The following is a 14443-nucleotide window of genomic DNA, read 5'->3' as shown; positions in this document are numbered from 1 at the left end:
CCTCCGACAAAACATGTCCAGTTCATTTTTTTCATCATGCCCATATAGAGGGGAGTGGAGGGTTACTACAATTGCACGCAGCGAACAAGCACAGTATCACCGTGCGCGTTCTGCGAGCAGGGCAGTGACCCTCCACGCTCCTCACGCCTCTTCTGCCTCTCCCACCGGCCCTCGCCGCCCCACAACCTCTCTCCGTCCATCGCGGCCAGCCGCGCCCACAATACCGTCCGACTCCATTTGTTCGATCATTCGAGCGGCCCGAGGATAACCCACTCGCAACCGACGCTGAATCAGCGACGCCGACGCTTGGCCGGTCGACAGGACCAACTCCTTCGCCTGCTCATAGACTTCGTCCAGGGCCTCTTCTTCTTTGGCATCTTCTTGTTTCAGCGCGATCTGCAACTCCTGATTATAGGCAGGCTTCGCTTGATCCTTCACGAACTCGACTACACGACGGACATCCTCATCCGACACAAACGATCCGTGCCCCCGCATGAGACGTCCAGTCCCCGATGCCATATAGAGCAGATCTCCACGGCCCAACAGCGCTTCTGCACCGTTCGCATCCAAGATCGTGCGTGAATCGGTCTTCGACGACACTTGAAAGGCAATACGAGCCGGGAAATTCGCCTTGATCAAACCGGTCAGCACATCGACCGACGGGCGCTGCGTCGCCAGCACGAGATGGATCCCCGATGCACGGGCCATCTGAGCCAACCGGGCAATCTTGTCTTCCACTTCCTTTGGCGCCACCATCATCAAATCCGCCAACTCATCGATCATCACGACGATATAGGGCAAGGGCTCCGGCGGAGTCTTCGGTGGCATAAACGATCCTGGGCTTCCCTCGGGAAGCGCCGTCTCTCCGGCAGAGAGCCGTTCCTCTTCAGACAGAAACTGGATGGGCAATTCAGGCTGGTCCGACTTCGCCGCCGCTTCTGCCTCCAACACACCCTGCGCCCCTGCGACCTTTCGGTTGTAGGCATCGATATTTCTGACCGCTGCCTCAGACAGTAATTTGTAGCGCCGCTCCATTTCAGCCACGACCCAGCTGAGTCCACGTGCTGCTGACTTGGGATCGGTAATGACCGGCCGCAACAAGTGAGGAATCCCGTCGTACGTTTGGAATTCGAGCATCTTGGGATCGATCAGGAGCAGCTTGACCTCATCGGGCCTGGCTGAAAACAGTATGCTCAAGAGCATCGTATTGAGGCTGACGCTTTTCCCGGCCCCGGTGGCGCCCGCGACCAGCAAGTGCGGCATCGTTTTCAGATCGGCAATCAGGGGAGCGCCGAAAATGTCTTTCCCCAACGCTAAGCTGAGCTTCGATTTGGCGCGTGAGAACGCCTCGCTCGTCATGACTTCCTTCATCGACACCGTCTCGCGGTAGAGGTTCGGCACCTCGATCCCGACCACCGATTTCCCCGGAACCGGCGCAACGATCCGGAGACTGACCGCCTTCAAGGCCAGGGCCAAGTCGTCGGCCAGGTTCACAATCCGTGCGACCTTGGTCCCCGGAGACGGCTCGAACTCGTACATCGTCACAACCGGTCCAGGACGGACTTCCGTCACCCTCCCTGCGATACCAAAACTGATGAGTGCGCGGGTCAGCACGTCCGATTGCGCCTTGATTTCTTCTTCTGTCACACGCCCCAGAGGACCTGACGGCTCGCTCAAGAGTAGGGCCGGATCCGGCAACATATAGTCGCCGGTCTTCGCCTGAATGGCAAAAACCGGTTGGTCGGACTCCTCCTCGATCGCTTCTGCCGGTTCGGGGGTCTGTCGTCGCGAGGGCTGAATGACCGGCCAATCCAACTCCGGTTCTGCGACCGCGTCAGGGAGCGACTCCTCGATCACCGCACGGATGGATTTCGAAGATTTCTGTTTAGCTTTCTTGGGCGACTCAGGGACTGCTTCTTCCACCGGTCGTTCCGGGATCCACCCACGCACCCGGGTGAGCAACCCATTGCCCCAGCCTGGAAGCTTCTGCGCAATCTCCGAGAGCGAGATAGGCGTCGTGAAAATGACCGAGACCAAGAGGCCCGCCATGATCAGAATGTGCGCGCCGGTACTCGCAAAATAGGCTCGCAGGCCCTCGGCCAGCTGTTGCCCGAAGAAGCCCCCCGCCATACCCCGATAAATGAAGCCGCTTGAGAGGGTCGGCACTGCCGTGATTTCAAGATGGAGAAAGCCACTGAGAAACAGGAGTGCCGCCAGCGACGCGCCGGCGTACCGCAGCCGGATCGACAGGTCGCTCTGCGTGAAACAGCGGACGCCGAATAGGCCCAGCAGAAGAGGAAAGAAATAGGCCGCACCGCCGATCAAGGAAAAGAGTGCCGACGCAAAGAGCGCCCCGACGGATCCAATGAGGTTCTGTGAGGCCGACGAACCGGCAGCCGCTGGTCCCAATGCTGAATTCAGGCCATTGGGCACGAACGAGACGAGACTGAGCAGCGTAAGCAGGCTCAACGCGATCAGGACAACTCCGATCACTTCTCGCTTAATGTGTGAAGGGGGGGAAGCGGCGCCGCGGGCCTCTCCCCGCTTGGCCGAAGTGGATGCACCCATAGGCGGATGCTAGCACAGGGAATGGGTCATTTCAAACGAGAGGAGGGGATGGAGCCTGATGATCTTCTGTGCTCGCGCAACGCGCGGTCGCGGACTCCCCTCGCCCGGGCTAATGGCATGTCTCGGCGTGCCAGTGGGTGGGCGGGTGAGAAAGTTACGCGCAGTAGAAGATCGACAGCCCCCATCCCTGGAGATAACAAGCGAGCTTGGAGGGATCATTTATATGGATGCTGGCCACTCAACACGCAGTGGGGGACCATCTAGACCACCTCCTAAAGACCGTGGAGGGAAAGTGGAGGAGCAGGCTAGTCTCGCACCTCGTCAACGGAGCGCAGCAGCAAACCGGAGGAAGTCTTCGACCGACAACGTTTCAGCCCGGCGAGTCGGACCAATCTCCAACCGTTCCAATGTCTCGGCCACACGATGGATCTCAAATCCTTCGTCTCGCAGGGAATTGATGAGCGTTTTTCTTCGATGCGCGAAGGCGGCCTTCACGAATGCGCGAAAGGCCACCTCTTCCTGCAGGCCAAGCCTCAGGTGTTCGTTCGCGCGGAGCAGCACCACCGCTGAGCCCACGTCCGGCCTAGGCCTGAAACATTGAGCTGAAACACGAAACGATTTGGTGATATCGGCGGCATACTGCGCCATCACGGAGAGGACGCCATAATCCGACCCGCCAGGCCGGGCCACCAATCGATCGGCCACCTCGTTCTGCAGCATGAGCACCATACGGGGAAACCGGCCACGCTGGTCAAGTAATCGAAAGAGCAGCGGGGTTGAAATGTAGTAGGGCAAATTGGCCACGACAACTGTCCCCATCGGCAAGCGCTCGACCGGATAGGCCAATGCGTCATCGCAGACCAACTCGACATTCGGAAATTCCGCCTGTCTGGTCTCGAGATAGGCATGAAGCCGTGGATCCAGTTCAACCGCCGTCACCCGACCGGCTGCGTGACTCAGCATCTCTGTCAGGACGCCGCGGCCTGGCCCGATTTCTAACACATGGTCGTTGGGGCTCAGATCCGCCAAGGCGACGATTTTGCGCACGATGTTGGGATCGATGAGAAAATTTTGGCCGAGCCGCTTGAGCGGGGGAGGGAGATCAGGAATCGACACCAGTTAATTCCCGCCGGAAAGAGGAGGCGCGGCTTGCGCCAGTTGTTTCACCAGATCGAGCAGCGGCGTTTTGAAATAGTCGATGAGATCCGTAAACTCTTCCACCAAGTCGTTGGTAAATGAGGGCCCCGGCTGCAGCGCTGCAAACTTCTGCCCTTCCTTCGGTCCCAGAGATTCCGTGAGGAGCGCAACCGTTCTGGCTTTCCATTTGACGAGTCGTTCGGCTCCGGCAACCGTGTTGAGCGTCTCCATGGTCTCTGAGAAAATCACGTCCAAATCTTTCAACTGCTTCTGTATCATGTCCCGCGCCGCACCCGATTGGCTGGTCATCAATAGGCTCCTCTTACGATGGTCTGTCTGGGCTGTCTCGTTCGTCTGGTTTATCTGGTTTGATTCACACTACATAAAACCGGACGGGCCCCTCACCGTCTCTTGGCTAACGTCGCGGCCAGCGTGATCGCCTCAACCAGGCTGCCGGGGTCTGCAATGCCTTTCCCCACAATATCGAACGCCGTCCCATGATCGACCGAGGTGCGAATGATCGGCAATCCCACCGTCAGGTTCACACAGGTACCGAACGCGACAAGTTTTAAGGGAATCAACCCCTGGTCGTGATACAGGGCCACCACTCCATCGTAATCGCCCCTCGCCGCCTTGCCAAACAGGGTATCGGCCGGCAAGGGATCGCTGGCGCGAATCCCCTGGGCCTGCGCCGCACGAGCCGCCGGGAGAATGATCCGCGCTTCTTCGTCCCCGAACAGTCCATGTTCTCCTGCATGAGGATTCAACGCGGCGACACCGACTCTCGGTTTCTTAATCCCAAACAAGTCTTTCAGGGCCACATGAGCCAATCTGATGGCTTTTTCGATCTTGGCTTGGGTGAGGAGGGACGACAAGTCTTTGATTGCGACGTGGGTCGTGACGAACATGATTCGGAGCGGCCCGCCGATAATCATCATGCCGGAGTCCTGTGTCTTAGTCAGGTCTGCCAGCAGTTCCGTATGGCCGGGGAAATGGCATCCGGCCATGTTGATCGCCTCTTTGTTGATCGGGGCTGTGACCATGCCGTCGATACAACCGATCTGCGCCAGCTCCACGGCCTTCTTGATGAAGAGCACGGACGCCGCCCCGGTCGCAGACGCGGCAACCCCACGAGGAAACCGCCCAAGGGGACGATCGAGCGGATCCAGTACGGCAAAATCGTTCGACCGTGAAGGCACCGCCTCGTGACCCTCCACGCGAATCACGTTCATCTTCAGCTTCAGACTCTTGACTACCTGCTGCATCACCGGAAAGGAGCCGATCACCAGCGGGCGGCAAAGCCGTCGCACCTTTGCCAGAGCCAAAGCCTTCGCAATTACCTCCGGGCCGATCCCTGCCGGATCGCCCATCGTGATACCGAGCAGTGGTTTATCTTTCGCCTTCGTCATATTTTTCCTACCATTCATACCCTTCACCAATCACTCATCGATCAGGATGCTCAAAAAGGCCGTTCAGCGCGGCCGCAGCGAGCGAGGAGGCGAGACGTACCCTTGCGGTACGTTGAGCCTCTGAGCGACGCGAGAACAAAGCTGGCGGACTTTTTCAGCATCCTATTTAGACCAAGTACAGATACAGGACATACCCGATGTACAGAACCGCGCTTCCGCCCAGCAACCAGGGGCGCCAGAGGCCGCTCCATGCAGCCTGGACCAATAAGAAAGTGGCCGCCGTCACCGCGAGCACCATAGTGATTAACGCCGTCGGTGCAAGCGCCCAGTCCGTGCCCAGAAGTCCGATCGAGACCGGGATGGTCCCCTGAAAGACCATGGCGCCTGTGACGTTCCCGACTGCCAAACGATCTTTCTTTCGATAGAGCCAGAGGAAACTGTTCGACATCTCCGGCAACTCGGTCGCGAGGGGCGCAATGAGGAGGGCCAGAATCAATGGCGAGATCGACAGGGCTCCGGCAATCGTTTCCGCAGCGAGCACAAAGAGATGGGCTCCGAATGCCAGACCGGCCAAACCAAGGATGGCTTGAAGTGCGATGAGTCCAAACGATGGGACAGCCGCCTTTCTGGCAAAGAACAGTGGCTCAAGCGCACCACCCTCGCCCCCCTCCTCGGCCACCTCACTGAATTTCAGTTTGACATAATAGAGATACAGGCTCAGCAGCCCGACAGCGGCCAGGATGTGCACCAGCCGAGAAGGAATAAAGACACAGGCCAGCGCAACACTATAGGCCACCACGAAGAAGGAGAGATCGCCCTTCACATCGGGATAGTTCAACTTGAACATCGCCGTTCGCTTCCCGAAACCGGCATAGACCACCAGCAAGATCGCCAGGATGGGGATCACCAGGGTGCTCAACATGAAGGGCGCGCCGAGGATCGCGCCCAAACCCACTTCCGCTTCCGCACGGCTCGCCCCGAAGAAGATCGCGATGATCGGGATCGACGTTTCGGGCAATGTGGTGCCAATGGCAGCCAACACGCCGCCAACTGCGCCTTCGGATAGATCGAATCGTTTGCCCAGCCATTCAATGGCGTTCGTGAAGAGCGTGCAAGCGCCCAACGTCACCGCAACGGAGACAAGGAATAGGAGGCTGTAGAGGAAGACCGTCATCGCGGACCCGTCGTCCTGGTCACTCGCCGTTTGGCATAGGCGAGGGCCGCATCGTCGAGTACCGCTTTTACGGGACGGCCCGTTCGTTCGGCGATCCGTTTACAATCGAGATATTCCGGAGCCGCCTTGGTCGTCGTATCATTCACATCGGCAATCTTCATCCGGACAACTCCTCCAGGCACCTTCACCGAGACAAATCGTCGGGGAAGGATCTGCCGCATCACTTCACAGACCCGGACTCCCAACGCCGTCGTTTCTTGAAACACCACATCAAGAATCCCATCCAGCTCTGCCTGGGCGACAAGACAGGTCAGGACGACGCCGGGGCGTCCACGTTTCATGATGACCGGCGCAAGCGTCACGTCCAACGCCCCACGAGAAAGTAACTGCTCCATCACATGCTCATAGACTTGGGGATTTACATCGTCGAGGTTCGTTTCAACCTGCAGCACGGTATCCTGTTCACGCGTGCCTTTGGACGATGGTCTGGCAAGAAACACCCGCAAGGCGTTCGGCCAGCCTACGGGATCGGCATCGCCCGCACCATAACCAATAGCCGTCGGCGTCATGACCGGCATGGGGCCGAACTCCGATGTCAGCGTGCGCAACAGTGCCATGCCGGTCGGCGTGGTCAGTTCACGGGCGGGCCCGGCACTGTAGATCGGAATCCCTTTGGCCAGAATGGCAACCGCCGGACCAGGCGCCGGCAAAATCCCATGCGCAGATTGCAACGTCCCCGTTCCAACATTGACGGGGGAGGCCGTCACGCGCGTGACACCTAACAGATCACAACCGATGAGCCCGCCGACGATATCGACAAATGAGTCGAGCACACCGACTTCATGGAAATGGACGTGATCTTTGGCTACACGGTGGGCATGCCCCTCCGCCTCGGCCAACAGATCAAAGACGGATCGGCTCTGCTGCTTGATCTTGTCCGAGAGCCGGCTTGCGGCAAGGATCTGGTGAATACGCGTGAGGGACAGCGGATGCTGCAACCCCTTCGCAATGATGACATCGACCTTCGTGGCATGGATCGCCCCCCGTTGCACCCGCCGCTTCCGGAGCGTGACGCCTGAAAGACGAAGCCGCTTCAGCCCATTCACCAAATCGGGAAACGGCAGGCCGACATCCACAAGCGCGCCGAGGGTCATATCGCCGCTGATGCCGGAATAACAATCGAAATGGAGATGCGCGCCCACGTAGATCCTTTCTCGACTCATCTCAGACCGCGCCCATCTTACCCAAGGCGCGCCAGAACGGCAATCGGCCGCGGCGAGCGTTGACAGCCTTCCAACGCTGTGTTATCCCCACTGCATTGGCCCACAGACCGGGCGATTGACCACAATACGCAACTCCACACAAAACCCTATGACGATCTGCCGACCCTTCACCCTGCCCCGCTCACTCTTATTCAAATCATGGAACGGTCGAGCTCACTGGCTGCTGCTCTGCGCCGCGCTCCTGCTCTGGGCTCCACCGAACGTCATAGCAAAAACGAAACCGCACCAGGCCCCACGCTCCGAACCGGAGCTCAGGATTCTCGACTTGAAAGTCGACCCCAACCCCTATACGGTCTCGACCGGTCCATTGCAGTTTTCCGCTCTTGTCCAACTCCCCAAAGAACTGAACGGCGCGACCCTCCTGGAAGTTTCCTCATTCATCACATCGCCCTCGAAAAATTCTCTCCGTTTTCTAACCACCCGTACCCCGCTGGGTCCACATGCCGCCTCGACCACCGGCGCAGCCCCTCCACAGATCTCTGTCGTGCTGACATGGGACGGACTGGACCAACAGAAAGTTTCGGCGGGAGCAGGGCTCTATCATTTTGAAGTGCGCGCGAAATTGCTGGCAAACGGGGAGAAGGGCCCCAGAACGCAGACGGTTGGCTGGCCGAAACGCGGAACGATCGAAGTCAAATAGCGGACAAAGGGCACGGGGCGAGCGGCAAGAGGACGGATTCTACCCCTAGCCCTTCACCTCGCGCCCCTCGCCTATTAAGTTGATCCGGTGCGCAAGGCACCCGGCCCCGAAGCCGTTGTCGATATTCATGACACCGACCCCCGCCGAGCAGGAATTCAGCATCGTCAACAGCGCGGCCAATCCACCGAAACTCGCGCCATAGCCCCGGCTCGTCGGTACGGCCACAACGGGACAGGACACCAACCCACCGACGACGCTGGGCAAGACTCCATCCATCCCTGCGACCACCACGACCACTCGGGCCTGCATGAGCCGGCCTTGACGCTCGAGCAACCGATGAATACCGGCCACGCCCACGTCATAGAGCGTCTCAACCCGGCTCCCCATCACTTCCGCCGTCACTTTCGCCTCTTCCGCGACAGGAATATCGGAAGTCCCCGCGGTCACCACCAGCACATGTCCTTGCAGTCGGCGCTTGGGGTCGCGAATCGACACAATCCGCGCCTCGTCATGATAGACCGCTCGGCGGTCAAGCCGCTTAATGAGTGCGGCGACCTGGGAAGTCGCGCGCGTCGCTAACAATGGGCGATGGTGTTTCAACAGAGCCTTCGCAATCGCACGAATCTGCACCAACGTCTTCCCCTCGCAGAAGATGACCTCGGGGAATCCCTGCCGTAACGAGCGATGGTGATCGAGCGACGCAAATCCGAGATCTTCATAGGGCAAGGTGCGGAGTTGTTCCATCGCCGTCGACACGGGCAGCGTGCCGGTTTGGACTTTGGTCAACAGTCGTTCAAGCGCCTTCGGATTCATGCCTGCCCCTTCTCCGGCTTCGCATCGCGCTCCATCAAATCCGTCACCGCCTTGCGGCAGGACTTGCCTTCGAACAACACCGCGTTGATCTCGCGCACGATCGGCATTTCGACCTTGTGGCGATGGGTTAATCCCGACGCCGCCTTGGCCGTTCGTACACCTTCGGCCACAGCCTGCATGCTACCCAGAATCGTCTCCAGCCGCTCGCCTTTCCCTAGCCGAACGCCGACCGTATGATTCCGGCTCAACGACCCGGTGCAGGTCAGCACCAGATCCCCCACGCCCGAGAGTCCGTAAAACGTGCGCGCGTCGGCGCCCATCGCAGTCCCAAGACGAACCATTTCAGCCAGGCCTCTCGTAATCAAGGCAGCTCTGGCATTGTGGCCAAGGCCCAGTCCATCGACAACCCCGGCCGCTAAGGCCATCACGTTTTTCAATGCCCCGCCCAATTGGACGCCGGTCATATCGCTATCCGCATAGACACGCAGCGCGGGGGTCATCAATGCCGTTTGAAAAGCGCTCACCAGAGAAGCCTCCCGTCCCGCGAGACAGAGAGCCGTGGGCTGTCCCTGACTCACTTCTGCCGCAAAACTCGGCCCGGACAAGACCATCAGCCTGGAATGTAGCGTCGCAGGCAGAACTTCCTCCATCACCTGGGTCATCAACTTGAACGTCTCTTCTTCGACGCCCTTTGTCGCACTGATCAGGGGCATAAAGGAGGGCAAGAGGGGAGCGAGCTGCTGGAGGACGAGCCTGGCCACATGCGACGGTACGACAAAAAGGAGGCCGTCACAGTCGCTCGCGGCTTCCACGAGAGAATTCGTCGCGCTGAGTGATGGGGGCAAGGTCACGCCAGGCAAGAAGACACGATTCTCGTGCGTCTGGTTGATCGAATCGACGACGTCCCGCTCATAGGCCCAGAGCCTGACGTGCAGCCCCTTTTCCGCCATGTGTTTGGCGAGCGCGGTGCCCCAGGCACCAGCGCCGATCACGCCGATACGATTGACTGTCTGCATATTGAAAAAACACTTGGTAGGATGCTGAAAAAGTCCGCCAGCGGCGTTCTCGCATCGCTCAGCCCCTCAACGTACCCCAAGGGTACGCCTCGGCCCTTCACTCGCTGCGGCCTTGCTGGACGGCCATTTTGAGCATCCTACGAGACTGTTCCCCTATTGTGCCACACGTACCAACCATCGAAATCTTGACATACCAAAATAGATTTTTCGCAACCTGCTAAGGAATCGGCAACGACCGATAGGAACTAGGAGGCAATCCATTAGCGGGCGGATTATAGGAACCGGCTCTCCAGCCTGTCAATGAACGAGAGGCCGCCCTTGAAATTTGTCAAGTCCAGGCCAGCCCCACAGGCCTCCTTAAATGGTGTCGGAATAGTTGAAGTGGCATATGCCTTGCTCCCTCCCTGTACGAATGCGAAATGTTCTTCGTCCTGATGCCTCGACCGATTAGGATAAAATGGACATTGTTTTCAAGTGAAAGTGAGGGAGCGGCGATGAAAACCGTACGAATGACAAGACCTGTCGTGCTCGCAAGTCTGGTGGCACTGATGGTGCCAATTGTTCTCTTTGCGCCCAAGGCGTATGCAGAATCCTACGTGGCGGGACAGTTCGGCGTGACGCTGCCACAGAGCCTGAGTAACGGCAAGGTCACACAGGATGGATTCGGAGGACTTGGCCTTTCAGACCAGCCCTTACAACGTTCCGCAATGTTGGGTGGGAAATTCGGCCATTATTTTTCGAAAGCCCGTTGGCTGGGGGTGGAAACAGGATTGTCTTATACCACCCCCCACCTGAAACAAGGGTCGATCACGTTCTCGGGTCCAGGCGGATCGACGCCTTCACCGATCCTGTCTGGCTTGCATCATCGTGTCATTACCTTGGATATGGATGTCATCTTCCGATATCCCGGTTATCGTCTCCAACCATACTTCGGCATCGGTCCCTCCATTCTCAGGGCAAGCCTGAGAGGATCGGATGGCTCCACAGGGCAATCAAGTACCGCCTTGGGGTTCAATGCTGAAGGAGGCGTACAATACTACCTCACGCGCCAATGGACCCTGTTCGGAGAGGCCAAGTATACCCGCGCCAGGATGAACTACTCATCGGCTCATAGCGATGAGACCGCCGACCCCTTCGCATTTCGCGCGACCTACAGCGTCCTCGCCCTCTCCGTCGGCATCGGCTACCACTTCTGATAGATGGGCGACTCGCTCCCACTCCGATGTCCATCGGACAGACCGCTGGAAAACAGTTCTGGTAGGCGAAAAGTTTATTGCCCCAAGCCTGTCGCACGTCGGAAACATACCCCCGCAGGATGCTCAAAAAGTCTGTCAGCAAGGCCGCAGCCGATAAACGCACCGGAGGCGTAGCCTCAGGGCTACGTTGAGGATGCGTTCGAGGCGAGAACGAAGCTGGGAGACTTTTTCAGCACCCTGCTAGTAACGCAGCGCAGTTCCGTGTAGCCTACGCACCGAACTGCGTATGAAAACCTGTCCATCCTGTCGACATGAACTCCCGGAGATCAGCCGTTACTGTACACAGTGCGGCCAGCGGCTCCATGCTGACCCGATTGAGGTCCCTCCGCCGACAGCTCCACGGGTCGAGCCACAGCCGGATCAGCTGAATCTGCAACTCCTATATGGCATGGTCGCTGCCCTGGTTCTCGCATTCCTCTTCCCACCCTGGGAAACTCCGCTCCCACAGGAACCAGAATTTCTCGGCCTCCATTTTATCCTTTCGCCTCCCACCTCTGACGCCATCGTGAGTCGATTGCTGCTGACGATCGAACTCGTCACCATCGCCATCGCGGGCCTCTACGGCTCTTTCCTTTTCAGACAAAAACCCTGAGTCGCTTAGAACGTCATCCGTCACACGGTATTCCTTCCTTTACCCATGCGCGGCTGCTCAAAATATTCCGATAGCAAGGCCGCAGGCGAGTGAACACCGGAGGCGTAGCATGCTCACCCGCCCAACCCCGAGCTGTCGGAACAGCTCTTTTCCCGGGGGCGGTACGTCGAGGACGTTCACGAGCCGAGAACGCAGCTAACGGACATTTTCAGCAGCCGCTCGAATCAGTCGAGAGCGAGGGTAAGACACTTCGCCGATCCGCCCGACTTCATGAATTCATCGAGTGGGACCGGATGGGGGAGATAGCCGTGCGAGGTCAACTGGGATTCTGTTTCCGGGCATCCGCCTGGCAACACGATATGTTTCCCGACACAGATGGCATTGCAGGCAAACCGGAGCGCCTCCGCTTCCGATACGACGAGACGTCTGGCAGGCGCAATCCGTTCGGCAAGCGCCTCTTGCCCATACCGATCGAAGGCAGAGGGAAAATACAGGAGTTCACCGCCGCTCAAGGGACACAAGCAGGTGTCGAGGTGATAGAACCGATTGTCGACCAGTTCAAGTGGAATGATTTCCCGGTGAAACCAATCGCTGAGCGTCGGGAACACACGGATCTCCGATCGCTGTCGATAACCACCGAACCAGGTATCGGAAAAACCCAAGAGATCCCCGGCCCCCTCGAAGAAGCAGCCAGGATCCAACTTGACGACGTCGTACCCCTGGCCGCGAAACCAATCTTCGAAGTAAACCTCCTCCCGTTGCCGCTCCGGATAGCGAAACCGACTCGGCACAGCCTGACGCCCAACAACAATGCCGGCATTCGCCGTGAACACCAGGTCGGGCAGTCCAGGCACCGGCTTCATCCGCTCCAGAGCCACGCCCACATCCTGTTCGAGCACCTGCATGAGATGATGCCATTGGCGAACAGCCTCATCTGAATTGACAACGTTCGAACGGCGCATCCAGGGATTTATTTCATACTCGATACCAAAATAATCCGGTGAACAGACGAGCAGGCGACTCATAGTTTCCGCTCCCGTAGACTCCTGAAAAACTTGGCACACACACAAACTCAACTGAAATATTTCGCATGGTACAGGGACGGGAATAATCTCAGGATGCTCAAAATGGCCGTCCAGCAAGGCCGCAACGAGCGAAGAGGCGAGGCGTACCCTTGGGGTACGTTGAGCCTCTGAACGATGCGAGAACGCTGCTGGCGGACTTTTTCAGCATCCTGCGAGCTCACGTGCCAGCTCGCGGAGGAACGATGCCGCATCCATAATCAGACCGACAGCCTGAAAACTTCCTCGATCCGCGAGCTTGGTCGGTACGGCCGGATTGATATCGACACAGACGGAGGGGATCGTGGCAGGCAACAAATTGCCCGTCGCCACCGCATGCAGCGTCGAGGCAACGAGCACGGCCAGTCCGACACCAGGGATTGCCCTACGCATGGCTGCTTGCGCCTCCACCGAATCTGTGATGACGCCGGGCAACGGACCGTCATCGCGGATCGTCCCGGCCATGACAACCTGAACACCCCGCCTGACGCAGGCCGCCATAATGCCGGTCTTGATGACTCCCGACCGGACTGCGGCCTCGATGCTCCCAATGGCCCTGATCCGATTAATCGTTCGCAGATGGTGTTCATGCCCATGCGGCACGACCCGACCGGCCACATGCCCATAGCCGAGGGACGTGCCGTAGAGGTCGACTTCCATGTCGTGAGCAGCCAGGGCATTCCCGCAGAACAAGACATGGATGAATTCTTCATCGACGAGCCATGTCAGCGCGTCGCGCCCTCCGGCATGCACAATCGCCGGACCTCCCGCCAGCAGCACTTTGCTGCCGACTGTTCCCTCACGGAACCCTGTTCGCAACTGCACCAGGCGTTTGGCAATGTCGCTGATGACGCGCCCATGGGGACGCTCGGACGACACCTGCGACTCCATAAAGCTGAACACATCGCGGTCACGTGGCCGTTGGAGAGGAATTACCCGCACGCCCTCACGACCGGTCACAATCAGATCGCCTTGCTTTACTTCTCCCATGGGAAGGGTACGGGCAGTCAGGCCCACCGGGTCTACGCGAATCCCCAAGTCCATCTCGATCCCCTCCACCTCCACCCACTGCTCACGTATGCGCACCTGGGTGGACAAATGGGTCGTCGCATAAAACTCGTCGGGAAAGATGCCGGCCGCCGGCGCCGCATCCAGCCGGCAATCCTGTTCGTTCTCAACCGACGCACCGTGAGGTTGAATGGCATGGAGAATGTCGCTCAGCAGTTTGGCAGACGAGGCCCGTACGATGATCCTAGCGCGCGACGGCTCCTCGCGGGTCTTGCCGATCTGCACGTCCTGAAGGTCGAAGGTTCCACCCATCATCAGAATCCGGTCCAGGACCTTCGCGAGGATCAACGAATCGATGATGTGGCCTTGGAGGATGACGGTTTCTTGGTCTTGCATCATGAGCCAGACTCCAATCAGGTAGGTTCTCTACAAATTGTACCACCCAGTTTCATGTACTGCGGGTCATATCAGGCTTGAGAGGAGGGG

Annotated in this window: 13 protein-coding genes; 3 read left to right on the top strand and 10 right to left on the bottom strand. The window is 58.6% G+C overall.

The window, feature by feature from the left end; genetic code table 11:
- Window positions 1-141: 141 nt before the first annotated feature.
- The 6 genes from Q7U76_16690 to larC all read right to left on the bottom strand — a co-directional run bounded on the left by Q7U76_16690 (window position 142) and on the right by larC (window position 7490).
- Entirely contained in the window at window positions 142-2568 is a 2427-nt protein-coding gene (locus tag Q7U76_16690; GenBank protein ID MDO8358015.1) for a DNA translocase FtsK, read from the bottom strand.
- A gap of 321 nt (window positions 2569-2889) precedes the next feature.
- Window positions 2890-3684 (bottom strand): 16S rRNA (adenine(1518)-N(6)/adenine(1519)-N(6))-dimethyltransferase RsmA, encoded by a 795-nt coding sequence (rsmA, locus tag Q7U76_16685; GenBank protein MDO8358014.1) that lies wholly within the window; start codon window positions 3682-3684, stop codon window positions 2890-2892.
- 3 nt (window positions 3685-3687) lie between these two features.
- A complete protein-coding gene (locus Q7U76_16680; protein ID MDO8358013.1) occupies window positions 3688-4014 on the bottom strand; it encodes a hypothetical protein in 327 nt (108 codons plus the stop codon).
- Window positions 4015-4106: 92 nt separating this feature from the next.
- On the bottom strand, window positions 4107-5114 hold the full coding sequence (pdxA, locus tag Q7U76_16675; GenBank protein ID MDO8358012.1) for a 4-hydroxythreonine-4-phosphate dehydrogenase PdxA: 1008 nt from the start codon (window positions 5112-5114) through the stop codon (window positions 4107-4109).
- Window positions 5115-5280: 166 nt separating this feature from the next.
- A complete protein-coding gene (locus Q7U76_16670) occupies window positions 5281-6288 on the bottom strand; it encodes a sodium:calcium antiporter (GenBank protein ID MDO8358011.1) in 1008 nt (335 codons plus the stop codon).
- Window positions 6285-7490, bottom strand: coding sequence for a nickel pincer cofactor biosynthesis protein LarC (gene larC / locus Q7U76_16665; protein ID MDO8358010.1), 1206 nt, complete (start codon window positions 7488-7490; stop codon window positions 6285-6287). Before larC ends, Q7U76_16670 begins: the two co-directional genes overlap by 4 nt.
- Window positions 7491-7659: 169 nt before the next feature.
- Between larC and Q7U76_16660 the strand changes: the two genes are divergently transcribed.
- Entirely contained in the window at window positions 7660-8211 is a 552-nt protein-coding gene (locus Q7U76_16660) for a hypothetical protein (protein ID MDO8358009.1), read from the top strand.
- A 45-nt stretch (window positions 8212-8256) separates the two neighbouring features.
- Here the strand turns inward: Q7U76_16660 and larB are convergent, their stop codons facing one another.
- Window positions 8257-9024 (bottom strand): nickel pincer cofactor biosynthesis protein LarB, encoded by a 768-nt coding sequence (larB, locus tag Q7U76_16655; GenBank protein MDO8358008.1) that lies wholly within the window; start codon window positions 9022-9024, stop codon window positions 8257-8259.
- Window positions 9021-10040, bottom strand: a complete 1020-nt coding sequence (locus tag Q7U76_16650; protein ID MDO8358007.1) for an NAD(P)H-dependent glycerol-3-phosphate dehydrogenase — start codon at window positions 10038-10040, stop codon at window positions 9021-9023. Before Q7U76_16650 ends, larB begins: the two co-directional genes overlap by 4 nt.
- A gap of 494 nt (window positions 10041-10534) precedes the next feature.
- Between Q7U76_16650 and Q7U76_16645 the strand changes: the two genes are divergently transcribed.
- Both Q7U76_16645 and Q7U76_16640 read left to right on the top strand, forming a co-directional pair.
- Window positions 10535-11236: an outer membrane beta-barrel protein gene (locus tag Q7U76_16645; GenBank protein ID MDO8358006.1), complete on the top strand. Its 702-nt coding sequence runs from the start codon at window positions 10535-10537 to the stop codon at window positions 11234-11236.
- Between the two features lie 286 nt (window positions 11237-11522).
- Entirely contained in the window at window positions 11523-11888 is a 366-nt protein-coding gene (locus Q7U76_16640; GenBank protein MDO8358005.1) for a zinc ribbon domain-containing protein, read from the top strand.
- A 224-nt stretch (window positions 11889-12112) separates the two neighbouring features.
- Here Q7U76_16640 and Q7U76_16635 read toward each other — a convergent pair whose 3' ends face one another.
- Complete coding sequence (locus Q7U76_16635; protein ID MDO8358004.1) at window positions 12113-12913, bottom strand: arginine deiminase-related protein; 801 nt, start codon at window positions 12911-12913, stop codon at window positions 12113-12115.
- 201 nt (window positions 12914-13114) lie between these two features.
- Window positions 13115-14356, bottom strand: coding sequence for a TIGR00300 family protein (locus Q7U76_16630; protein MDO8358003.1), 1242 nt, complete (start codon window positions 14354-14356; stop codon window positions 13115-13117).
- Window positions 14357-14443: the final 87 nt, after the last annotated feature.

The sequence above is a fragment of the Nitrospirota bacterium genome, assembly GCA_030645475.1.
Lineage (GTDB): Bacteria > Nitrospirota > Nitrospiria > Nitrospirales > Nitrospiraceae > Palsa-1315.
The sequence above is the reverse complement of the archived record's forward strand: the minus strand, read 5'-3'. Positions and strand labels throughout refer to the sequence as shown.

Coding starts and splice junctions, on each gene's coding strand:
- Q7U76_16640 (MDO8358005.1), top strand. CDS start 11,523: ATGAAAACCTGTCCATCCTGTCGACATGAACTCCCGGAGATCAGCCGT.
- Q7U76_16680 (MDO8358013.1), bottom strand. CDS start 4,014: ATGACCAGCCAATCGGGTGCGGCGCGGGACATGATACAGAAGCAGTTG.
- Q7U76_16670 (MDO8358011.1), bottom strand. CDS start 6,288: ATGACGGTCTTCCTCTACAGCCTCCTATTCCTTGTCTCCGTTGCGGTG.
- Q7U76_16630 (MDO8358003.1), bottom strand. CDS start 14,356: ATGATGCAAGACCAAGAAACCGTCATCCTCCAAGGCCACATCATCGAT.
- Q7U76_16660 (MDO8358009.1), top strand. CDS start 7,660: ATGACGATCTGCCGACCCTTCACCCTGCCCCGCTCACTCTTATTCAAA.
- pdxA (MDO8358012.1), bottom strand. CDS start 5,114: ATGACGAAGGCGAAAGATAAACCACTGCTCGGTATCACGATGGGCGAT.
- Q7U76_16645 (MDO8358006.1), top strand. CDS start 10,535: ATGAAAACCGTACGAATGACAAGACCTGTCGTGCTCGCAAGTCTGGTG.
- Q7U76_16690 (MDO8358015.1), bottom strand. CDS start 2,568: ATGGGTGCATCCACTTCGGCCAAGCGGGGAGAGGCCCGCGGCGCCGCT.
- larB (MDO8358008.1), bottom strand. CDS start 9,024: ATGAATCCGAAGGCGCTTGAACGACTGTTGACCAAAGTCCAAACCGGC.
- Q7U76_16635 (MDO8358004.1), bottom strand. CDS start 12,913: ATGAGTCGCCTGCTCGTCTGTTCACCGGATTATTTTGGTATCGAGTAT.
- Q7U76_16650 (MDO8358007.1), bottom strand. CDS start 10,040: ATGCAGACAGTCAATCGTATCGGCGTGATCGGCGCTGGTGCCTGGGGC.